22 protein-coding genes are annotated in these 23561 nt (G+C 35.1%); 10 read left to right on the forward strand and 12 right to left on the reverse strand.

Features of this window, described 5'->3' with window-relative positions; translation table 11 throughout:
* Window positions 1–161: 161 nt before the first annotated feature.
* On the forward strand, window positions 162–1208 hold the full coding sequence (locus A6I66_RS00755) for a glycosyltransferase (RefSeq protein ID WP_067144817.1): 1047 nt from the start codon (window positions 162–164) through the stop codon (window positions 1206–1208).
* Here the strand turns inward: A6I66_RS00755 and A6I66_RS00760 are convergent.
* A complete protein-coding gene (locus A6I66_RS00760) occupies window positions 1188–2234 on the reverse strand; it encodes a sensor histidine kinase (protein ID WP_067144818.1) in 1047 nt (348 codons plus the stop codon). The two genes, A6I66_RS00755 and A6I66_RS00760, sit on opposite strands and share 21 nt — an antisense overlap.
* Window positions 2234–2914, reverse strand: a complete 681-nt coding sequence (locus A6I66_RS00765; RefSeq protein WP_067144819.1) for a response regulator transcription factor — start codon at window positions 2912–2914, stop codon at window positions 2234–2236. The genes A6I66_RS00760 and A6I66_RS00765 overlap by 1 nt, the downstream gene beginning before the upstream one ends.
* A gap of 271 nt (window positions 2915–3185) precedes the next feature.
* Between A6I66_RS00765 and A6I66_RS00770 the strand changes: the two genes are divergently transcribed.
* Window positions 3186–3494, forward strand: a complete 309-nt coding sequence (locus A6I66_RS00770) for a T9SS type A sorting domain-containing protein (RefSeq protein ID WP_084399366.1) — start codon at window positions 3186–3188, stop codon at window positions 3492–3494.
* Window positions 3495–3581: 87 nt separating this feature from the next.
* Window positions 3582–4559 carry a LuxE/PaaK family acyltransferase gene (locus tag A6I66_RS00775; protein ID WP_067144821.1) on the forward strand — a complete coding sequence of 326 codons (978 nt, stop codon included), beginning with the start codon at window positions 3582–3584 and terminating at the stop codon, window positions 4557–4559.
* A gap of 204 nt (window positions 4560–4763) precedes the next feature.
* Here A6I66_RS00775 and tyrS read toward each other — a convergent pair whose 3' ends face one another.
* Complete coding sequence (gene tyrS, locus A6I66_RS00780) at window positions 4764–6059, reverse strand: tyrosine--tRNA ligase (RefSeq protein ID WP_067144822.1); 1296 nt, start codon at window positions 6057–6059, stop codon at window positions 4764–4766.
* 86 nt (window positions 6060–6145) lie between these two features.
* On the opposite strand from tyrS, the gene A6I66_RS00785 reads away from it, so the two are divergent.
* On the forward strand, window positions 6146–7147 hold the full coding sequence (locus A6I66_RS00785; protein WP_067144823.1) for an NAD-dependent epimerase/dehydratase family protein: 1002 nt from the start codon (window positions 6146–6148) through the stop codon (window positions 7145–7147).
* 1 nt (window position 7148) lies between these two features.
* Here A6I66_RS00785 and A6I66_RS00790 read toward each other — a convergent pair whose 3' ends face one another.
* From A6I66_RS00790 to A6I66_RS00800, 3 genes are read right to left on the reverse strand one after another with little or no spacing between them, the layout of a single operon-like run.
* The gene (locus A6I66_RS00790; protein ID WP_067144824.1) at window positions 7149–7601 is read right to left on the reverse strand and encodes a DUF4296 domain-containing protein; all 453 of its coding nucleotides are present in this window, start codon (window positions 7599–7601) and stop codon (window positions 7149–7151) included.
* Window positions 7598–8944 carry a dihydroorotase gene (locus A6I66_RS00795; protein WP_067144825.1) on the reverse strand — a complete coding sequence of 449 codons (1347 nt, stop codon included), beginning with the start codon at window positions 8942–8944 and terminating at the stop codon, window positions 7598–7600. The genes A6I66_RS00790 and A6I66_RS00795 overlap by 4 nt, the downstream gene beginning before the upstream one ends.
* A gap of 6 nt (window positions 8945–8950) precedes the next feature.
* On the reverse strand, window positions 8951–9673 hold the full coding sequence (locus A6I66_RS00800) for a polyprenol monophosphomannose synthase (RefSeq protein WP_067144826.1): 723 nt from the start codon (window positions 9671–9673) through the stop codon (window positions 8951–8953).
* Between the two features lie 118 nt (window positions 9674–9791).
* Here A6I66_RS00800 and A6I66_RS00805 point away from each other — a divergent pair, with 118 nt between their 5' ends.
* Window positions 9792–10439 carry a DUF4271 domain-containing protein gene (locus A6I66_RS00805; protein ID WP_067144827.1) on the forward strand — a complete coding sequence of 216 codons (648 nt, stop codon included), beginning with the start codon at window positions 9792–9794 and terminating at the stop codon, window positions 10437–10439.
* Between the two features lie 21 nt (window positions 10440–10460).
* Entirely contained in the window at window positions 10461–11210 is a 750-nt protein-coding gene (locus A6I66_RS00810; RefSeq protein ID WP_067144828.1) for a uroporphyrinogen-III synthase, read from the forward strand.
* A gap of 82 nt (window positions 11211–11292) precedes the next feature.
* Here A6I66_RS00810 and pckA read toward each other — a convergent pair whose 3' ends face one another.
* The gene (pckA, locus tag A6I66_RS00815; protein WP_067144829.1) at window positions 11293–12909 is read right to left on the reverse strand and encodes a phosphoenolpyruvate carboxykinase (ATP); all 1617 of its coding nucleotides are present in this window, start codon (window positions 12907–12909) and stop codon (window positions 11293–11295) included.
* A gap of 55 nt (window positions 12910–12964) precedes the next feature.
* A complete protein-coding gene (locus A6I66_RS00820) occupies window positions 12965–13366 on the reverse strand; it encodes a DUF423 domain-containing protein (RefSeq protein WP_067144830.1) in 402 nt (133 codons plus the stop codon).
* Between the two features lie 107 nt (window positions 13367–13473).
* Here A6I66_RS00820 and A6I66_RS00825 point away from each other — a divergent pair, with 107 nt between their 5' ends.
* Entirely contained in the window at window positions 13474–14814 is a 1341-nt protein-coding gene (locus A6I66_RS00825) for a saccharopine dehydrogenase family protein (RefSeq protein ID WP_067144831.1), read from the forward strand.
* 209 nt (window positions 14815–15023) lie between these two features.
* Entirely contained in the window at window positions 15024–15494 is a 471-nt protein-coding gene (locus A6I66_RS00830) for an Lrp/AsnC ligand binding domain-containing protein (RefSeq protein ID WP_067144832.1), read from the forward strand.
* Window positions 15495–15546: 52 nt separating this feature from the next.
* On the opposite strand, the gene A6I66_RS00835 is transcribed toward A6I66_RS00830, so the two are convergent.
* Window positions 15547–17091: a glycine--tRNA ligase gene (locus A6I66_RS00835; protein ID WP_067144833.1), complete on the reverse strand. Its 1545-nt coding sequence runs from the start codon at window positions 17089–17091 to the stop codon at window positions 15547–15549.
* Between the two features lie 120 nt (window positions 17092–17211).
* Here A6I66_RS00835 and A6I66_RS00840 point away from each other — a divergent pair, with 120 nt between their 5' ends.
* Window positions 17212–17889: a ComF family protein gene (locus A6I66_RS00840; protein WP_067144834.1), complete on the forward strand. Its 678-nt coding sequence runs from the start codon at window positions 17212–17214 to the stop codon at window positions 17887–17889.
* Window positions 17890–17946: 57 nt separating this feature from the next.
* Window positions 17947–19548 (forward strand): Ig-like domain-containing domain, encoded by a 1602-nt coding sequence (locus A6I66_RS00845; RefSeq protein ID WP_067144835.1) that lies wholly within the window; start codon window positions 17947–17949, stop codon window positions 19546–19548.
* A 548-nt stretch (window positions 19549–20096) separates the two neighbouring features.
* On the opposite strand, the gene A6I66_RS00850 is transcribed toward A6I66_RS00845, so the two are convergent.
* The 3 genes from A6I66_RS00850 to A6I66_RS00860 form a co-directional block, all read right to left on the reverse strand.
* Window positions 20097–20876 carry an amidohydrolase gene (locus A6I66_RS00850; RefSeq protein ID WP_067144836.1) on the reverse strand — a complete coding sequence of 260 codons (780 nt, stop codon included), beginning with the start codon at window positions 20874–20876 and terminating at the stop codon, window positions 20097–20099.
* A gap of 59 nt (window positions 20877–20935) precedes the next feature.
* Window positions 20936–22708, reverse strand: a complete 1773-nt coding sequence (locus tag A6I66_RS00855; protein WP_067144837.1) for a MutS-related protein — start codon at window positions 22706–22708, stop codon at window positions 20936–20938.
* Between the two features lie 82 nt (window positions 22709–22790).
* The gene (locus tag A6I66_RS00860; RefSeq protein WP_067144838.1) at window positions 22791–23486 is read right to left on the reverse strand and encodes a zinc metallopeptidase; all 696 of its coding nucleotides are present in this window, start codon (window positions 23484–23486) and stop codon (window positions 22791–22793) included.
* Window positions 23487–23561: the final 75 nt, after the last annotated feature.

The raw sequence follows: 23561 nt of genomic DNA on the forward strand, positions 1-23561 counted from the left end.
TAAAATTAAGGAAATATAAAAGAGTGGTAATACACTTATCTTTGAAATTATAAAAATTTTCACAAGCTACATGGCGAAGTGAAAAACATGGATATTCAAGGTTCGCTGTGGTGATGATACAGCGCTTTGCTCAATGCAAAATGAAAAAGTAACTCCTACTTATGAAAAAGCAAATTTTGGTCGCTCCATTAAACTGGGGCCTAGGTCATGCCACGCGATGCATACCGATAATTAACGCTTTAATTGCAGAAAATTTTACACCAATAATAGCCAGTGATGGTGCTGCATTAGCCCTATTAAGAAAGGAATTCCCTAATGTATCATCTATCGAACTGCCTTCGTATAACGTGACTTACGCCAAAAACGGAAAACACTTTAAATTAAAACTGATTAAAGACTCTCCTAAGCTTCTAAAAGCTATAAAAAGGGAAAAAAAAGCAGTTGCTGAAATTTTAGACACTCACGATATTTCTGGAATTATTTCAGATAATAGAATGGGCGTTAGAAATAAAAAAGTGCCTTCTGTTTTTATAACGCATCAATTATATGTTTTAAGCGGAAGCACCTCTTGGTTGAGTACTAAAATGCATCAAAAATTTATAAAGAAATTTGACAGATGCTGGGTACCAGATATTCCTGGAGAACCGAATTTAAGTGGCAAACTAGGTCACGTAAAAACATTTGATATCCCTACGGAATATATTGGCCCTTTAAGCCGATTTACAGCATCAAACGAGGTAATCAAAAATGATTTGATGGTTTTAATTTCGGGACCAGAACCTCAACGTTCTTTATTAGAAGAAAAACTTTTACAAGAACTTAAAAGCTTCACTGGAAAAATTGTTTTTGTTAGAGGTCAAATGGAAGCCCAACAAACCAAAGAAGTTTTTGGAAACATCACCATTTATAATTTCATGACTTCCAATTTACTTGAAAAAACCATCAATGAAAGCGCTTTAATTATCTCACGTTCTGGATATACCACAGTCATGGATTTAGCGAAACTTAACAAAAAGGCCTTTTTTATTCCAACGCCGGGACAATTTGAACAAGAATACCTTGCAGAAAGACTTTGGGAATTAAGTATGGTTCCTACCTGTAAACAAGATGCGTTTACCATAGATAAACTCGATGAAGTTGTAGCCTATGAAGGGTTGAAAGCTTTCGATTTTACACCTGATTATAAATCACTGTTCAGCTTTTTCTAAAGTGAAAGAAAACTCGCTACCAATACCTTCTTCACTTTCTACATAAATTTTCTCTTTATGCGCTTCTATAATGTGTTTTACAATAGACAAACCAAGACCTGACCCACCTTCTTTTCGAGACCCACTTTTATCTACCCGATAAAAACGTTCAAACAAACGTGGTAAATGCATTTTAGCTATGCCTTCACCATTATCGGTTACCCGAATGATGACTTTGTTTTTAATAAGATTTTCGATACTGATTTCGGTGGTTCCTCGTTCGCTTCCGTATTTAATCGAATTCACAATTAAGTTTGCTAAAACTTGTTGTACACGCTCTTTATCAGCTCGCACAAAAACAGGAGTTGCGTATTTTCTATCAAAAGTTAAAGTAATATCCTTTTTGTTAGCCTTCATCTCCAACATGTCAAAAACTTGCCTTATAAGTTCTACGATATTAAAAACCTCATATTGCAACCTGAGATCACCCACCTCTAGCTTAGTAATCATATCCAAATCCTTGATAATAAAACCAAGTCTTTCGATACCCTTACTTGCGCGTTCTAAATATTTTTTTCTGATTTCCTTATCGTCAGCAGCCCCATCTAACAAAGTTAAAATATAGCCTTGAACCGTAAATAACGGAGTTTTTAATTCATGAGACACATTACCGATAAACTCTTTACGATACTCCTCACGAACCCTTAAGGTTTCAATTTCAATCTTTTTATCCTTAGCATAACGATCGATATCCTCGGTAAGGGTTTTAATATTTGTTGTAATAGGACCTTTAGAAAGATTAGCCGACTCGAGCAGTGTTAAATCATCGTATATTTTTTTAATACGCTTGTAGATAAACCGTTCAACATTATATTGAATGATGACTAGAGAAAATAAGAACACGATAACACTAAACAAAGCAAGCCAGTACCAGTGTAGGGCTTCCAGATAGTATAAAAAAACACCCATTACGAGTGTTGTGTAAAGGGCTATCCATAGCGATGTTCTTACCGCGAAACGATATGATTTTTTAAATTGAGAAGGCATTAATCAACAAACTTATAGCCCACGCCTTTAATCGTTTTAAAACTATCATCCCCTAATTTTTCACGAAGTTTTCTAATGTGAACATCGATGGTTCTACCTCCTACAACCACTTCATTACCCCAAACTGCATCTAAAATTTCGTCTCTTTTAAATACTTTTCCAGGCTTAGAAGCTAATAATGAAAGTAATTCAAATTCTTTTCGAGGCAGAATAATTTCAACTCCTTTAGAAGTGATTTTATACTCATCGCGGTTAATGATTAAACTACCAATTTTCATGGTATCGGCAACATCTTCCTCTTTAAAACGTCTTAATAGCGCTTTCACCTTACTAACTAGAACTTTTGGTTTTATAGGCTTCGTTATATAATCATCGGCACCAGCATCAAAACCAGCTACTTGAGAATAGTCTTCTCCTCTAGCTGTTAAAAATGTAACAATACTGTTTTTTAAGTCTGGATTTTTTCTGATGATTTCACAGGCTTCAATACCATCCATTTCAGGCATCATAACATCTAAAATAATAAGGTGCGGCAATTCTTTTTTAGCCTTTTTAACACCTTCTTGTCCGTTTTCAGCAGTAATCACCTGGTAGCCTTCGCTGGATAAATTATATCCAACAATTTCTAAAATATCTGGTTCATCATCAACCAGTAAAATTTTTATATCCTTTTTTTTCATTGTAGTTACGACGTTTGTCGAAGTAAAGATAGAACTAATAACACAATTTAAATAAAATTACATTATTAATAACACTAAGATAACAATACTGTTACAAAGATTTAAATTTAACCTTAAAAACCAAATTTTTAACAGTTTTATGGCACCACTTTTGATACAAAACACTAACTTTATACCTTACTAATTATGAGGGGGCTAAAGCCTAAAATCATAACCTAGTATTAACTAATTTCAACAAATGGTAAAAAACTACTTTTTTTATATTTTTCTTATGTTCACTTTGTTTTTAGCGCTGCCTTCAGAAGCTCAAAATAAAGAGACCATATCGTCTGCCCTAGAAAATATTCCAGGTTTAACCATTTACCCTAACCCGGTTAATAGTCAAAACACCTACGTCCATATCATCTCAAAATTAAACGCCCCTAAACAGGTTCAAATTTTCGATGTGCTTGGTAAGCAATTAATGTCTAAAAATCTTGTTGGGAAAGAACTGAACATCTCACAATTCAGCAAAGGGATTTACATTTTAAAAATAACAGAAAAAGGTCAAAGCGAAACCCGCAAGCTTGTTATTAAGTAGCATCAAAACTTAAAATAAATCTATTTAAAGCGTTGCAATAGCAGTGCTTTTTTATTTTACATACTTTTGTATCATATCAATAAAAGAATGGATAGTAATACGATTTTCAATATTCAAAACGCGGCCGATTTCGAAGATGTCGCTTTACAAGTTTTCAATTTTCAGTTTAAAAACAACAGGGTTTATCGTTCTTTTTGCGATTTGTTATACATTCATCCTAGCGATGTGACTTGCATACAACAAATCCCTTTTTTACCTATTCAGTTTTTTAAAACGCGTGACATTTTAAGTTCGCAATCTGCCATACAAACAACCTTTACCAGCTCTGGAACTACAGGCAATGAGACCAGTAAGCACCATGTTACAGATCTTGACGTTTACAATAAAAGTTTCACCAAGGGTTTTGAACATTTTTATGGCCCTATTGAAGATTATGTCATTTTAGGACTTTTACCCTCCTATTTGGAACGCCAGGGCTCGTCGTTAATATATATGGTCGATGCCATGATTAAAACCTCTAAACATCCAGAAAGCGGATTTTACTTGAATAATCTTGAAGAATTAAAAGAAGCTCTGATTAAACTAGATACTGAAGGCAAAAAAGTTTTATTAATAGGAGTTTCATTTGCCTTGTTAGATTTAGTTGAAACCTATCAATTCCAATTAAAAAACACCATAATCATGGAAACTGGAGGCATGAAAGGCAAACGCAAAGAACTGATAAGAAATGAGCTTCATGACATTCTTAAATCAGGTTTTGGCGTTGAAGACATCCATAGTGAGTACGGCATGACCGAACTATTGAGTCAGGCCTACTCCAAAGGACAAGGTGTATTTGAGTGTCCGCCATGGATGAAAATACTAACCAGAGACACCGAAGACGCCCTAAGCATACAGCCAGCAGAAAAAGCTGGTGGACTGAATATTATTGATTTAGCCAACATCAATTCCTGTGCTTTTATTGCCACGCAAGATTTAGGTCGTGTGAAAACTGACGGCACTTTTGAGGTGATAGGTCGCTTTGATAATGCTGATATTCGCGGTTGTAATCTTATGGTTTTATAAAAAATATTTTGCCTTGTAAGTTATGCAAGTGCATAACGTCTAATACCACAGTTAGAAAAAGAAAAATTTAATTATTAGTTACAAAAGAACGCCTGATTTATTACTAAATCAGGCGTTCTTATTTTATAAATATTTTAAATAAAAAGTATAATAAAATCAAAGGGCTATTGATAACACCCCCTAAACACAAACTTTTAAGTTCAACTAAACCACTTGTAACACAAAGTAATTCTTCTTACCGCGTTGTAAAAGCACAAACTTATCATTAATTAAATCTGCTGATGTAATTTTAAAATCGTCCTTCACCTTTTCCTTATTCACAGAAATCGAGTTCTCTTTTAAGGCGCGTCTTGCTTCTCCGTTAGACTTTAAAAACCCACCTTGCTCGGCTAGTGCCGCTATAATATCTAAGCCATTTTCAATTTCAGATTTTGAGATTTGTGTTTGTGGCACGCCATCAAAAACATCTAAAAAGGTTTTTTCGTTTAAAGCTTTTAAATCTTCACTGGTAGATTTTCCGAAAAGAATATTACTTGCTTTAATAGCATTATCTAAATCCTCTTTAGAATGTACCATGGTTGTAATTTCTTCTGCCAAACGTTTTTGCAACGCACGTAAATGTGGAGCTTCCTGATGTTCTTCAATTAAAGACTCTATAGTTTCTCTACTTAAAAAGGTAAAGATTTTGATGTACTTTTCAGCATCAACATCACTTGTATTCAACCAATATTGGTAGAATTTATATGGCGAGGTTCTTTCGGCATCAAGCCAAATGTTACCACCTTCAGTTTTTCCAAATTTGGTTCCATCTGCTTTTGTTATTAATGGCCAGGTTAAGGCATAACCCTTTCCTGCATCAACACGACGAATCAATTCGGTTCCCGTGGTAATGTTTCCCCATTGATCACTACCGCCCATTTGAAGCGTACAGTTTTTATCACGATATAAATGTAAAAAATCGTACCCTTGAACCAATTGATAAGTGAACTCGGTAAAACTCATTCCAACAGACGACTCGGAAGACAAACGTTTCTTAACCGAATCTTTAGCCATCATATAGTTCACTGTTATATGCTTTCCTACATCTCTAATAAATTCAAGGAATGAAAAAGTCTTCATCCAATCGTAGTTATTCACAATAACAGCAGCATTATCGGCATCACTATCAAATTCTAAAAACCTTGAAAGTTGTTCTTTAATAGCGTTTTGATTATGAATTAGCGTTTCTTCGTTAAGCAAATTACGCTCTGCCGATTTTCCTGAAGGATCGCCAATCATTCCTGTTGCACCACCTACAAGCGCTACAGGCTTATGACCAGATAACTGAAAGTGTCTCAAGCCCATAACACCAACCAGATGCCCAATGTGCAACGAATCAGCTGTAGGGTCGATACCCACATATGCCAAACGCATCGCTTCTAATAAGTGTTCTTCAGTACCCGGCATACTATCTTGGATCATACCGCGCCATGTCAATTCTTCAACAAAATTCTTTATCATTTTAACTCTTTTTAAAAAACCTAGGCAAAGATAAAAATACATATATATTAAGGCATCAATTATGAATAATTCTTTAATTTAGTTGCATGATTTTAGTAACAGGAGGAACCGGTTTAGTTGGCGCACATTTACTTTACAGACTTACTTCGGAAGGTAAAAAAGTAAGAGCCATTTACAGAAGCAAAAAAAGTTTAAAACATACCAAAAATGTGTTTTCTTGTTACACTGAAAACCCTGAAGCTTTATTCAATACTATAGAATGGGTAAAAGCCGATATTTTGGATATCCCGGATTTAACTGAAGCCTTCAAAGACATTACCCTAGTTTATCACTGTGCCGCTCTAGTCGCTTTCGAACCAAATAAATATTATAAATTACGAAAAACAAACATTGAAGGCACGGCAAATTTGGTGAATTTATCACTTAGTCATGACATTAAAAAGTTTTGCTACGTAAGCTCTATTGCCACTTTGGGAGACACCTTAAACCAGTCACCCATTAATGAAGATAGCATTTGGAACCCCGAAGAAGACCATAACGATTATGCCATTACAAAATATGGCGCCGAAATGGAAGTTTGGCGAGGCACTCAGGAAGGCTTAGATGCTATTATTGTAAATCCAGGAGTGATTTTAGGTCCTGGCATTTGGAAAAACGGCACCGGGAGTTTGTTTAAAAAAGCAGCTAAAGGCATAAATTATTACACTTCGGGCACTATTGCTTTAGTTGATGTTGAAGATGTGGTTTCTGCAATGATATCACTTACCAACAGCGACATTAAAAATGAACGTTATATTTTAGTTGCCGAAAATTGGCACTACAAAAAATTCATTACGGCTCTAAGCGAAGCTGTTCAATCCAAACCGCCTAAAAAATTAGCTAGCAGTAGACTTTTAAGTTTTGCTTGGCGTATGGATTGGTTAAAACACAAACTCACAGGACAAAAAAGGCAATTAACGAAACACTTAGCCAAAACTTTAGACACTGAGAAAAATTACAGCAGTGCCAAAATAAAAACCGCTTTAAACTATAAATTTAAAGCGGTTGATACATCTATTGTTAAAATTGGACAGCACTATTTAAAATAACTCAATCCATTATAATAGGCTTTACAAGCTTTAAAGAATCTCTTTCAGCCTCCCCTTTTAGTGAAGCTTCTTCTTCTTTTTTAGTTTGCGCTTTCCATTCGTCAGCCTGAAGCGTCTTTAATTCCTCATGCAATCGCTCTAAACTATCAATCGCTTTGTTATAAATATCATCGTAAATTTCTACATGAAAAGCGTAGTAGGCATTACTGTCGGCAAACTGAGTACTATCAATCTTATATTTTCTATACACATAAGTATTCACATCTAAATTACTGTCTTTCATAATTCTCTTATTCGCAGAATTCGTAGAAGTAAGCAATTTAGAATCGATTAATATATTAATCATTTTATCCTCAGGAATTAAGTTTTCAGGTTTTTCTGGACCTTTAAACCTGTTACAGGCTATAAAGGACAACAACATTCCCAAACATAAAATTGCACGTTTTAAAATCATCTAGTAAAAGTTAATCGCTTTGCAGCTTTAACATTTTTAAATTCAGCATTCTGATACACCAGGCTACCATTTAAAAAAGTGTGAGTCACTCGAGATCTAAAGGTAGTACCTTCAAAAGGAGACCAACCGCATTTATATAAAATATTATCTTTATTTACCGTCCATGGCGTGTTTAAATCGACTAAAACCAAGTCGGCAAAATAACCTTCTTTAATAAAACCACGCTTTTCCACTTGAAATAAAATGGCTGGATTATGACACATTTTTTCAACCACTTTTTCCAAAGAAATTTTACCTCGGTGATACATTTCTAACATCGCAGGTAAAGCATGTTGGACCAAAGGCCCTCCCGAAGGCGCTTTAGTATAAACGTTATCTTTTTCTTGTTTGGTATGTGGCGCATGATCGGTAGCTATCACATCAATTCTACCATCGAGTAAAGCTTTCCAAAGTTGCTCTCTGTCGGAAGCTGTTTTCACTGCAGGATTCCACTTTATCAACGTCCCTTTTTTATCGTAGTCTTCATCTGAAAACCATAAATGATGTATACAAACTTCTGCCGTTATTTTCTTATCTTTTAATGGAATTTTATTAGAAAACAAACTCGTTTCCTTTCCTGTAGATAAGTGAAAAATATGTAAACGGGCTCCCGTTTTCTTGGCCAATTCAATAGCTTTTGATGACGATAAATAACAAGCTTCTTCACTCCTAATTAAAGGGTGATACTTCACAGGGATATCATCGCCATATTCATCGTGATATTTCTTGAAATTTGCCTTAATAGTGCCTTCATCTTCACAATGCACTGAAATAAGCAAATCGGTGCTTTTAAATATATTTTCTAAAACTTCAGGATTATCAACAAGCATATTTCCTGTAGATGAACCAAGAAATAATTTTAATCCAGCGACATTCGTTTTATCAACTTTTAAAATCTCATCCAAATTGTCGTTGGTTCCGCCAAACATAAAGGAATAATTGGCTAGTGATGTTTCGGCAGCAATAGCAAACTTCTCCTCCAATTTTTCAATAGTGGTGGTTTGCGGATTGGTATTTGGCATTTCAATAAAAGACGTGATACCCCCAGCAATTGCAGCTCTGGATTCGGTAGCAATTGTAGCTTTTTCGGTTAAACCAGGCTCTCTAAAATGCACTTGATCGTCTATAACCCCTGGTAAAATATATTTACCTTCTGCATCAACAATATTAACTTCAGAAGATTTTGCACTTATCGATTCGTCGATTTGTTTAATAATTTCGCCTTCAATTAATATATCACCGCTAAACACTTTACCTTCATTGACAATTTTAGCGTTTTTAATAAGTGTAGTTTTCTCTTTCATTGGTTTCTACTTTTTAAATAGACTTTTTATCTTCATTGAAATAACTCCAAAAATGGCTTCGGAAATTATGCTTGAACTTAATTTAGATTCGCCTCGTGTTCTATCTGTAAAAATTACAGGCACCTCAATAATTTTAAATCCCTTTAAATAGGCTTTGAATTTCATTTCAATTTGAAAAGCATAACCTATAAATTTTATGGTTTTTAAATCGATAGTCTCTAAAACCTCGCGTTTATAGCACACAAATCCAGCCGTAGTATCCTGAATATTCATACCTGTAATGAAACGCACATATTTTGATGCCAAATACGACATTAAAACCCTTCCCATTGGCCAATTAACAACATTCACTCCTGTAACATATCGAGATCCGATAGACAAACCTGCTCCGTCTTCATGACAGGCATTATAAAGCTTAATAACGTCATCTGGATTGTGAGAAAAATCGGCATCCATTTCAAATATATAACGATAGTCTCTCGCCAAGCACCAATTAAATCCGTGAATATAAGCTGTTCCTAAACCAGATTTTTCCTTTCTAGTTTCTAAAAACAGCTTTCCTTCAAATTCCTTTTGAAGCTCTTTAACTTTTAGTCCTGTTAAATCGGGCGAATTATCATCAACAATAAGGATATGTAAATCAACTGGTTGCAAGAACACTGCTCGAATAATCGCTTCTACATTTTCAATCTCATTATACGTTGGAATAATAACAACTGTATCAGGCATATTTTTTAATTATCGCAATCCTTTTTATTTTGACAAATGTACATGATTAAGCCATTATATTTTTTAAAAAATCCCTAATAATACGCTAAAAAACTAAAATTTATAATAATTTTATGCCATGCTTCGTAACATAATTTCAAACGAGATATTTACAATATTAATTATTGTTGGATTAGCCATAGTAGCTACGGCTAAATTATTGGCTCCAAAACGGTTTCATGACTTTATGCTGGTTTTAGGGAACGATCGTTATCTTAAAATACATGCCAGAGATCAAAAGTTTTTCGACAGGTTCGATGCCTTGCTTTTTGGCAATTTGGCCATTTCGTTATCCTTGTTTTGCTTCATAATCTATAGGCAAACAACAACCGTGAACGACATTCCAATAAACGACATGCTAAAATTTATTATTTGTTTAGCTGTTTTTATCCTAATAAAAGTGCTGTTTGAACGTTTAATTGGAAGTATTTTTGAAATTGATAGCTTAACCGATCATTATTTATTTCAAAAAATAACCTTTATTAACTATTTGGGTGTGCTATTACTACCAATAAATGCGATCTTATTGTACAGCCTCCCTCCTACATTGCCTATAATTTATGGTATCATTATTTTATTGTTAATTATAAACATCATTGGCTTAATCAGTTCATTTAAAACCTATCAAAGTATAATAAAATTAAACTTGTTTTATTTTATTTTGTATCTTTGCACTCTCGAAATCGCACCCTATATCATTTTATATAAGGTGTTTGTTTCTAACTAAAGACAATCGACCTGATCCCTTATGAAAGTAAAAACAATTTTGGTATCTCAACCAGAGCCTAAAATAGAGAACTCTCCCTACTTTGATTTACAACAAAAACAACGTGTAAAAATTGATTTTAGACCTTTTATTCATGTTGAAGGCGTGTCCGCTAAAGAAATTAGACAGCAAAAAATCGATTTAAAAAACTACACAGCTATTATTTTAACAAGTAGAAATGCTGTAGATCATTTTTTTAGAATCGCCGACGAGATGCGATTTAAAGTTCCTGATACTTTAAAATATTTTTGTCAGTCTGAAGCTGTTGCTTACTACCTACAAAAATACGTGGTGTACAGAAAACGTAAAATTTATGTTGGAAAACGTACATTTTCTGAGCTTTCTCCACTTATTAAAAAGTATAAAGACGAAAAATTCTTATTACCAAATACTGATAAAGTAAAACCTGAGGTTCCTAACACTTTAGACGCTTTAGGTGTAGACTGGAAACAAGCTACTTTTTACAAAACCGTGGTTAGTGATTTATCTGATTTAGCAGATGTATCTTACGATGTTCTTGTATTTTTTAGCCCTTCAGGAATCGAATCTTTATTTCAAAATTTCCCTGATTTCAAGCAAAACGACACACGTATTGCGGTATTTGGAAATACAACCATTAAGGCTGTTGAGGAAAAAGGTTTACGGGTAGATATTGCTGCGCCAACTCCTGAAACGCCTTCAATGACTATGGCTTTAGAAAAATATATTGAAAAAGCCAATAAAGGAAAATAATAACAGACTTTATTAATAACACATAAAAAAGGGGATGATTTAAAAAAATCATCCCCTTTTTAGTAAGGTATATTATTATTATTTAAAAAGCGTAGCGTTGCGGCCCTCCACGTCGAATTTCTTCAGTACAGTGCTCCTCGAACTTTTTAAAATTCTCGCGAAACGCATTCGTTAATTTAAAAGCTGTTGTATAGTAAGCTTCATCGTCGTTCCAAGTAGCTCTTGGACTTAATACATCGGTTGGAACACCTGGACAACTTCTAGGTTGCGCCACCCCAAAAACAGAATGGATGTGGTAATCGTCGTAGTTATACAGACCTAAATCACCATTAAGCACCGCATTAATCATGGCACGTGTATATTTTAATTTCATCCGTGTTCCTACACCGTAAGGACCACCTGTCCAACCAGTATTTACCAACCACACATTAACACCAGCTTCGGTCATTTTTGCACTTAACATTTCCGCATATTTAGCAGGATGTAAAGGCATAAAAGGCGCTCCGAAACAAGCCGAAAATGAAGGCACGGGCTCTACAACACCGGCTTCAGTACCAGCTACTTTAGCTGTATACCCAGAAATAAAATGATACGCTGCCTGACTAGGTGTTAATTTTGAAATGGGAGGAATTACCCCAAAGGCATCAGCTGTTAAAAAGAATATGTTTTTTGGGTTCTTCCCTATAGATGGTACTTGAATATTTTCAATGTGATGAATTGGATAACTTACTCGGGTATTTTGAGTGATAGACGTATCTGCGAAATCCACTTTACCGCTATCATCTAAAATAACATTTTCTAAAATGGCTCCTTTTTTAATAGCATCAAAAATTTCAGGTTCCTGGTCTCTAGACAAGTTAATAACTTTCGCATAGCAGCCCCCTTCAAAATTAAAGATGGTATTTTCTTTAGTCCACCCATGTTCATCATCACCTATTAAACTACGATCTGGATCGGTAGAAAGCGTTGTTTTACCAGTTCCAGAAAGCCCGAAAAACACAGCAGTATCACCTGCCTTACCCACATTCGCACTACAGTGCATTGGCATGGTTTCTTTAAAAACCGGCAAAATAAAATTCAACGCTGAAAAAATACCTTTTTTAATCTCACCGGTATATCCCGTTCCTCCAATAAGCGCTATTTTTTTAGTAAAATCTAGAATCGCAAAATTGTGTTGTCTGGTACCATCGACTTCTGGATCGGCCATAAACCCTGGAGCATTTACAATAGTCCACTCCGGATTAAAATGACTCAACTCATCTTCAGTTGGACGCAAAAACATATTATAAGCAAACTGGTTGCTCCATGGATATTCATTAATGACACGAATATTCAACTTATAATTTTCATCCGCGCAAGCGTAGCTATCTCGCACATAAACTTCTTTATTCGATAAATAATCGACCACTTTATTATAGAGCTTATCAAACTTTTCAGGTTCAAAAGGAATATTTACTTTTCCCCACCAAATACGATCTTTAGTAACATCGTCTTTTACAATAAAGCGATCTTGAGGAGAACGGCCTGTAAACTCGCCTGTTTTTATAGCCAGTGCCCCAGAATCTGCCTCAACACCTTGTCCTTTTTCAATGGTGATAGCTTGTAATTCTTCTGGTGATAATTGATAATTAATTTTAGCATTTTTAATACCATATTGATCTAACGAAATGGTTTTGACAACCTGATTTTGATTTTCCATATTTTGCCTTAAATTATTTATTCTGTAAAATTAATATAATTATTATAAACAAAATTTAATTAACATCAATTTTAGACTTGTTTTTTATCAAATTCGCAACCATTAGACCCCAAGCTAAAATTAACAATAGCCCCCCAATAGGTGTAACAAACCCAATCACTTTAAAATCAAATGAGGTTAATGCATTGGTAGCTAATCCATAAATGGAGCCTGAGAAAAAAATCACCCCCACTAAAACTAAATAATAGATGGCTTTTTTGGCCTTGAAACTCACGAAACCAGTTCCTCCAACGATAAGCAATAAAAAAGCATGATACATTTGATAGCGCACCCCAGTTTCAAATGTTTGAATTGATGATTCAGTAATCAAAGCTTTTAATCCATGAGCACCAAAAGCGCCCAAAATAATACTTAGCATCCCTAAAATAGCTCCAGTAACTAACAGTCGTTTATTCATTTATCTTAAATTATAGTTTATAATTATTTTTAATATTCATATTTTAGTGAAGCACAGCTTCTAGAAATGAAGCCGTGTTTCACAAAATTACCTAAACATAAATTAATATGAGACAGATTTTAGTGATTGGATCCGGAAAATCGACCTCTTATCTGTTAAAGTATTTATGTGACCATGCATTTTCTGAATACCTATTCATTACGATAGCCGATTTACATCTCGAAAACGCTGAAAATTTCATTAAAAATAACGCCAGAGCTCAAGCAGTTAAACTTGACATTTTTAATGCTGACTCCCGATTTAACTTGATAAATAAAGCAGATATCGTCATTTCCATGCTTCCTGCTCATCTTCACATTGACATTGCTAAAGACTGTTTAAAAGCTAACAAGCATATGGTTACAGCCTCTTATGTAAGTCCAGAAATGCAGGCTTTAGATGCAGAAGCATGTGCTAAAAACCTTATTTTTCTTAATGAAATTGGTGTTGACCCTGGATTAGATCACATGAGCGCCATGCAGATTATTGATCGTCTAAGGGAGAATGGAGGAGAAATATGTTCCTTTGAGTCCTATACCGGCGGGTTAATTGCTCCTGAAAGCGACAACAATCCTTGGCATTACAAATTTACATGGAACCCAAGAAATGTTGTACTCGCAGGCCAACACGGAACGGCAAAATATTTAAAAGAAGGAAGCTATAAATACATTCACTACCACCAACTTTTTAAACGGGTGGAACCATTAAGTATTAAACCTTACGGTGATTTTGAAGTATATGCCAATAGAGATTCATTACAATACAAAGACCTCTATCAACTCAACCAGGTTAAAACCCTTTTACGAGGTACAATTCGTCGAAGCGGATTTTGCGAAGCTTGGCATGTTTTTGTTTCCTTAGGCATGACCGACAATAGCTATAGCATGATAGGCAGTGAAACTTTGAGTCATCGCGACTTCTTGAACGCTTTCTTGCCCTACCACCCAAGCAAATCGGTGGAATCAAAATTAAAAGATGTACTAAAAATAGATGCCCATCACCACATATGGAAAAAACTAGAATCTCTAAACCTTTTTAATAACAGCAGCTATTGCGGTATTAAAAATGCGACGCCTGCACAAATGCTTGAAAAGATATTAACGGATGCCTGGTCTTTAACAAAAACCGACAAGGATATGCTGGTAATGTGCCACAAGATAGGCTACAAAATGAACTACAAACAACACGAATTATACAGTAATCTGGTTGTTATAGGAGAAGATAGCACTTATACGGCGATGTCCAAAACTGTCGGACTTCCTGTTGCCATAGCGACCTGTGCTATTTTAAACAAAAAAATAACACAGGTAGGCGTACAAATACCAACAGCGAAAACCATTTACACTCCTATTTTAAAAGAACTACAAGACTTTGGAATAATTTTTAATGAACACATAAAAATTTATTAAGAATTATCTTGTTAAATCAGGAATTTAACGAAAAATTAAAGCACCCCTAATCTACATTGTATTTTTTAACATTTAAAAAATACGACACAATACTTATTGTAAATCAACGACTTACACATCAAAAGACATTCCACTCTCATAGTTGGCCTTAAAAAAATAGTTTCAATTTAAAATCAAATGTTTACATTTATGCTTTAAATTATAACCAAATGAACACTAAACCAAAAACTATAGCCATTGATGGTATAGACAAAAAGATTCTGCGCGTATTGACGGAAGACGCCAGAACGCCTATACTTGAAATAGCCAGGAATGTAGGAATTTCTGGAGCGGCCATACATCAGCGATTAAAAAAACTTGAGAAATCAAAACTTTTATCTGGATCAAAATTTGTAATTAACCCTAAAGTATTAGGCTATTCAACAATGGCTTTCGTTGGGGTATATCTCGATAAAGCAGCAAATACTGATGATGTGGTAAAAGCATTAAGGCGTTTTCCTGAGGTTTTGGAATGTCATTTTACAACAGGTAATTACAATTTATTCATAAAATTACTATCGATTGATAATGAGCATTTAATGCATCTGCTCAATAAAAACATTCAATCAATTGAAGGCGTTTTAAGAACAGAATCGCTCATTTCTCTAGATCAACAAATTGACAGACAAATACTAGTATAAAAAAAAGAGGCCTTATAAAAAGCCTCTTTTTTTGCATCTATTTTGTTATAGATTATTTCATTTTCATCAACCAAGAACGCATATCTACAGCTTCTTTAATGATGTTTCTTAAATCTGAAATTTTCACGCGTTCCTGCTCCATAGAATCTCTGTGACGAATAGTAACCGATTGATCTTCTAATGTATCGTGATCTACGGTGATACAGAATGGCGTACCGTTGGCATCTTGTCTTCTATAACGTCTACCTACAGCATCCTTTTCATCATAAACCACATTGAAATCCCACTTTAAGTCTTCAATGATTTCCTTTGCAATCTCAGGTAAACCATCCTTTTTAACTAGAGGTAAAATCGCCGCTTTCACTGGTGCTAATACACTTGGTAATTTTAGAACCGTTCTTGTGGTGCCATTCTCTAATTCTTCTTCTTGCAAAGCGTTTGAGAATACCGCTAAAAACATACGGTCTAAACCAATAGAAGTTTCTAATACGTAAGGCACATAGCTTTTATTTTCTTCAGGATCGAAATATTGTAATTTCTTTCCAGAGAATTTTTCGTGTTGCGATAAATCGAAGTCAGTTCTTGAGTGAATGCCTTCTAATTCTTTAAATCCAAATGGAAACTTAAATTCGATATCGGCAGCAGCATCAGCGTAATGAGCTAATTTTTCATGATCGTGGAAACGGTAATTATCTTCACCCATTCCTAAAGACAGGTGCCATTTTAAACGCGTTTCTTTCCAGTGCTCATACCACTCTTTTTGCGTGCCAGGCTTAATAAAAAATTGCATTTCCATTTGCTCAAACTCTCGCATTCTAAAAATAAACTGTCTTGCAACAATTTCATTTCTAAAGGCTTTTCCTGTTTGAGCAATTCCAAAAGGAATCTTCATACGTCCTGTTTTCTGAACATTTAGGAAGTTCACAAAAATACCTTGTGCCGTTTCTGGTCTTAAATATAGGTCCATAGCACTTTCCGCGGAAGCGCCAAGTTTTGTTCCAAACATCAAGTTAAACTGCTTAACGTCGGTCCAGTTTTTACTTCCGGATAACGGACAAGCAATTTCTAATTCTTCGATTAGAGCTTTTACATCGGCTAAATCTTCATTTTCAAGAGATTTGGCCATACGCGAAAGCGTGGTATTTATTTTTTCTTGATACCCTAAAACACGAGGGTTCGTAGAAACAAACTCTTCTTTATTAAAAGCATCACCAAAACGTTTGTTAGCTTTAGCAACTTCTTTATCTATTTTAGCCTCTATTTTAGCACAATAGTCTTCAATTAAAACATCGGCTCTATAACGTTTTTTCGAATCTTTGTTATCAATTAAAGGATCGTTAAACGCATCAACGTGACCAGAGGCCTTCCATGTGGTAGGGTGCATAAAAATTGCAGCATCTAAACCTACAATATTGTCATGCATTTGAACCATGGCTTTCCACCAATAGTCGCGAATATTTTTCTTAAGCTCAACACCATTTTGAGCATAGTCGTAAACTGCACTTAGTCCGTCGTAGATCTCACTACTTTGGAACACGTAACCATACTCTTTTGCGTGAGAGATTACTTTTTTAAATTGATCATCTTGATTTGCCATCCTGCAAAAATAAAAAACCGCAGTAAACTAATAGCCTGTTTAATAAAGATTTTTTGAAACAAAATAGCATCAAAAAGCGCCATTTTTTAGTTATGTTTACAAGTAAGATTTTTCACATACATGTTCCAAGCTATAATCGACTTATTTTTTCCTAGGGTATGCAGTGCCTGCTTAAAGGCATTAAACGACCATGTAGAAATGATTTGTCTGGATTGCCGTCATGATTTACCAGTAACCAACTTTCATGTCACAAAAGACGAAAGCGTCAAGAAAGTACTGTATGGCAGAACGAAAATCGAACATGCCACTGCTCTTTTTAGGTTTGAAAAGAAAAGTAACGTACAACAACTCATTCATAATTTAAAATATAAAAATCAGGAAGAAATAGGAGCTTTTTTAGGAAAATGGCTTGGCGCCGAATTACAAGAAGCTAAAGACTATCAGGATATCGATTTGGTTATTCCGGTTCCACTTCACCAAAATAAATTGAAAACCCGCGGCTATAACCAAGTTGCTAAATTTGGGGAACAGATTGCCAAGTCGTTACAAGCGGAATATAGAGATGATATTCTACTTAAAGTTTCAAAATCTAAATCACAGGTGCACAAAAAACGATTTGCGCGTTGGCAAAATAACAGCGAGCAATTTACAATTACAGACGTCGAGTCTATTAAAGGCAAGCACATTTTAATAGTAGACGACCTTATAACTACAGGCGCGACCATAGAATCTTGTGCATCGGTTTTAAATTTAGCAGATCATATAAAAATTAGTATTGCTACCATGGCGATAGCTTAACAGACTACCTAATATATCTTTAAAATTATGTAGGTTTGTAAAAATTTTGATTCTTTAATGAAAAAGACGCTTTTTAATTTTATTCTAGCCCTTCTAATTACCACTATATTTATCAATTGCGCCAATCGAGGCACACCTGGTGGGGGGCCTAAAGATGAATTACCACCGGTAATTATCAAATCTACTCCAGAAAATTATTCAACCAATTTTGAAGGCAATGAAATTGAAATCATTTTCGATGAGTATATCAAGATTAAAGACATCCAAAAGCAACTGATTATTTCACCTCCTATGGAATATCAACCTGATATTACCCCGCTGAGTGCGGCTAGTAAAAAGGTTGTTATCAAAATAAAGGATACGCTTGCCCCAAATACCACATACGCGTTTAACTTTGGGAACAGCATTACCGATAACAACGAAGGGAATCCGTACCCTTACTACCGTTATGTTTTTTCTACGGGAAACTATATCGACTCCCTAAAAGTCACGGGAAACATTATTGATGCCGTAAAGAAATCCCCTGAAACCTTTGTTAATGTAGGTCTTTATGAAGTAGATTCAACATTTAGCGACTCCATTATTTTTAAAGAAAAACCGAAATACATTACCAATACTTTAGATGGTGTTACCACTTTTGCTATTGAAAATGTTAAACCAGGGAAATACCTACTGGTAGCCTTAAAAGATGGTAATGGCGATAATAAATATCAGCAGAAATCCGATCAAATTGCATTTCATAATAGTTTTATCAATGTGCCTACCGATTCGACATATACACTAAAACTGTTTAATGAAGAAGCCACTTTTGACGCTACCAGACCAAAGCTCATTTCTGGAGAAAAAATTGCTTTTGGCTATGAAGGCGATTACAAAGGCATGAAAATTAAAATGGTATCTGAAACACCAGAGGATTTTAATTACCGCATTACAAAAGATCCAAAAACCGATTCGCTAATGTACTGGTACACCCCAAGAATGAAAGTAGACTCCTTACTTTTTAAAGTACAAAAAGATGATTTCGAAAAAGATTTCACAGTACGAATTAGTGAGCAAAAAAGAGATTCCATTAGGGTAGACATCCTTACAGGAAACACTATAGGATTAAAAGAGTCACTTAAATTAACATCAAATACACCTATTACCAAATTTGATGCTTCAAAAATAACTTTAATAGACAAAGATTCTTCGGCCGTTTCGTTTGATACTAAGTTTGACACAATCACCAATACGTACGATTTCAATTTTGAAAAAACCGAAGACAACCTTTATAAGATGCAATTTCTACCTGAAGCTTTTATGGATATTTTCGATTACAAAAATGACACACTGAACGTATCGGTAAAAACTAAAAAAAGTTCCGATTACGGTTACGTGCGCTTTACTTTGGCAAACGCTACATTTCCTATCATAATTCAGTTAACTGATAAAGATGGTAAATTAAAATACGAGTCTTATGTTACCGAACAACAACCTGTAGATTTCTTCGACATTAATCCAGCCATTTATGCGATTAGGATTATACACGATGCCAATGGTAACCAGAAATACGACACAGGAAGCTATTTAGAAAAACGCCAACCTGAGAAAATAAGTCATTTTCAAAATGTTGAAATTCGCGCCGATTGGGGGGTTGAAGAAACTTTGGAGTTTAAATAACTTATACCTATTTAATGTTGTGATGTAGTTATTTTGACGAAAAAGTCAACTCCAAAAAGGTAAAAGGCAAGAAACTTTCTTAGGATGCCTATTCATGTTTTACATTTGGAACGGACTACAAGTCCGCGCTATCTTCTACACTACCGCCACTTGGCAACTGATTAAAGATACTCTAGAGTTTAAATAGCTAATACCTATTTATTGTTGTGATGTAGTTATTTTGACGATAAAGTCAACTCCAAAAAGGTATAAGACAGGAAACTTTCTTAGGGTGCCTATTTCATATTTTACATTTGGCACGGACTACAAGTCCGCGCTATCTTCTACACTACCGCCACTTTGCAACTGATTAAAGATACTCTGGAGTTTAAATAACTTATACACATTTATTTTTATGATGTAGTCATTGTGACGAAAAAGTCAACTCCAAAAAGGTAAAAGATAAGAAACTTTCTTAGGGTGCCTATTTCATATTTTACATTTGGCACGGACTACAAGTCCGCGCTATCTCCTACGCTACCGCTACTTTGCAACTGGTTAAACGACCTCTAATTTATAGTAAAGGCGTCTCTATCGTTTAAAAATTTGAATTTATTACGATAGGCTTCAATATGTCGCTTTTCTAAGGTGATGGTTTCCACAGATATTTCATTTGGTCTCAATTCGGAAATTAAATTCCCCAACACATCATAGGCAGCAGAGTGTCCTGAATACACAGCATTGACCCCATCAATACCAACGCGATTCACGCCTATACAATAACTCATATTTTCGATAGCTCTAGCTTTTAATAAGGTATCCCAGGCTAAAATTCGTGGTTTTGGCCAATTGGCTACATAAATTAAAAGATCGTAATCTTCGGTGTTACGTGCCCAAACCGGAAAACGCAAGTCGTAGCATATTAGCGGACAAATTTTCCAGCCTTTATAATCTAAAATGATTTTTTCTGCGCCTGCCGTATAGGTTTGCTCTTCACCTACCAAAGTAAAGGTGTGTCGTTTATTGTAGTACGTAATTTTCCCTGAAGGCTCTACAAAAAGTAAGCGATTATAATAGTTATCATCTTCGGAAATCACCAAACTCCCCGTAATCGCCGTGTTGTATGTTAAAGCCATGTGCTTTAACCATGAAACAGTTTCGCCTTCCATGGTTTCGGCGACTTCAGCAGCATGCATTGTAAATCCCGTGGAGAACATTTCAGGTAAAATAACAAGATCTGTATCATCTGAAAGACTTTCAAAATGCTTGCTAAACGCTACTCTATTTTGTTTCGGATTTTCCCAAACCAAATCGGCTTGAATCCAACTTACTTTTAATTGGTTCTGCATAATGGTAAAGATAAAAACTTCCTTTGGGAAATATACCTTCCATACATAGTGAATTTCAGTTAAACGATTTCCATTTTCTTTAAGAGGAAAGACGCGTTCATATTTTTACAAACACCAGATTTCAAGGTATAATCAAAATGCAATTCATCATTGATAATCTCGGCATCAAAATAATAGTTTTTAACTTCTTCAAGTTCCTTTTCCATCTCACACAAGCTTAAATCGTGTGTTGCTATAATTCCTGTTGCGTTTGAAGCCACGAGTTTTTCAACAAATTTTTTCGAGCCAATGGCCTTATCGGTGCTGTTCGTGCCTTTTAAAATTTCATCTAGAATGATAAAATACGGCTCCTTTTGAATGGCATCGACAATGAATTTTAATCGTGTTAATTCTGAAAAGAAATACGAACTGTCATCGGTTAAAGAATCTGTAGTACGCATACTCGTAATAAGTTTTACAGGTGAGTACTGACTCTTTTCAGCACAAATTGGTAAACCTGCATTTGCCATAACAATATGCAAAGACACGGTTCGTAAAAAAGTACTTTTACCAGCCATATTGGCTCCGGTTACAATAAAAAACTGTTCGTTTTCTATAATGACATCGCTATCTACACGTTTGGCTTTATTCAATAACGGATGTCCTAATGCTTCTGCTTTTATAACCGGTCCGTTCTTAACAATTTCTGGAAACACAAATTCTGCATGGTTAAACGCATAAGTACCAAAACTGTTATAAGCATCAAAAAAAGCGACCACCTCAAACCAATCGGCCACTTTATGTCCGTAAAGCGAAATCCACTGTTCCACGCGAAAAGCATTTTTAATATCCGTTAAAAATAACCCGTTGGCAAAAATGGCACCTATAAGGTTATTTCTATTATCCAGAGCGTCTAAAGATTTTGAAAAGGCTTTAAAAATATCTGAAGCTTTCTTAGTTTCGGCTTGAATATTTTGTTGTTTCTCTTTAAGAAGTTGTGAAGAGAAGTTTTCATTTTCAATCAAATCCAATAAGGTGGCGTATTGACGAAATGTATCTCTAACCTTATCGGTGTTGGCGGCTAGTTTATTTACTTTTTTCAAGTAAATACTTGAAATCCCTAAACCTAAAAACAACCAATAGCCTATTAATGGTTTGTAGGTAATAACATTTAATACAGTAAGCAAAAAGATAAGAATAGATACCGCACCAAAACCTTGAGCAAACCAGAATAATGATTTATTTAGAAAGCTTTTATGATTTTTAATCCAGCTTACTATAAAATGAGCGGGTGTTTCAACTTTTACCAAGGTTGACGTTGCTGAATAAAACTGTCGAAATTTTGTTTTTTCGGCCAACTCCTTAATGGCTTCTTGGCGCTCTACAATATTTGAAACATCATTCGCCTTTAAAGCATCGGCAAGTTTTTTAGCACCTTCTTGACTTGTGGTTCTATTCATAAATTGAAAAAAAGAACCGCGTCCAAATAAATCGATATCCAAACTGTATTCATGGTTAGCATCATGAAACTGAAGGCCATGATCGCGATCGTGAAAATCACCAGAAGCGATTTTAATTTCAGATTCGTTAAGTGCTACAAGGGCTTTATGAAATTCGCGTTCACGTTTTACATTGGTGTACTTTAAGAGTAAAAAAAGAAAAACCGACAAACCTAAAACCCCAATAACGACAGCCATTTGCCAGTAATTGAAAAGAAAATAAACACCAAAACCTGTGGCTACAAAAACCGTTAAACGCAGCAGGCTTAAGCTGGTCATTTTTTTCAAGAGGCTTTTAACCTCGGTTTGATAAATTTCTAAGTGTTTTTTATAATAATCTAAAGGCTGTTTCATGTGGTAACAAATTGGGCATAAAGTAACAAAAAAGCCCTGAAAATGTTCAGAGCTTTTAGTGTATGTTTTGTATTTGTGTGTTTTAATCTCTTCCTCCAAAAAGCTGAAGCGCCCAATAAAGCAAGTTCGCTAAGGCACCAATAGCAGCTACTAAATAGGTTCTAGCCGCCCATTTTAGAGAATCTTCGGCACCAGCAAATTCTTCTGGAGCCAACATATGTCTGTTTTTTAACCACGCTAACGCACGGTTACTCGCGTCGTATTCTACAGGTAAAGTGATAAAACTAAACAAAGTTGCAAAGCCCATAAAAACCACACCTAAAACGGCAACCCACCAGCCTAATCCAATACCAGCAGCACCTCCTAAAACGAGTCCACCAATAATAAGCCATTGCGACATACCAGAAGTTACACTCACAATAGGCACTAAAGCCGAACGCATTTGTAACCAATTGTAGGCCTGAGCATGTTGCACCGCATGCCCACATTCGTGAGCGGCAACTGCAGCAGCAGCTGCATTTCGTTGATTGTATACGGACTCACTTAAATTAACCGTTTTATTTTTTGGGTTATAATGGTCTGTTAATCGTCCCGGTGTAGAAATAACTTCTACATCGTAAATACCGTTATCGGCAAGCATTTTTTGTGCTATTTCGGCGCCACTCATGCCATTACGCAAATGTACTTTAGAGTACTTTTCAAACTTACTTTTAAGCTTGTTACTCACTAACCAGCTTACTAAAGCAATGGCCCCAATAATTATATAATATCCTAACATCTTTCTTTTTTAAGTTTTGATTTCTATAGTAAATATAGCAAAAATAACGCCATAAAGGTATTGTGAAAATTTGTC

Source organism: Pseudotamlana agarivorans (genome assembly GCF_001642835.1).
Taxonomy (GTDB): Bacteria; Bacteroidota; Bacteroidia; order Flavobacteriales; family Flavobacteriaceae; genus Pseudotamlana; species Pseudotamlana agarivorans.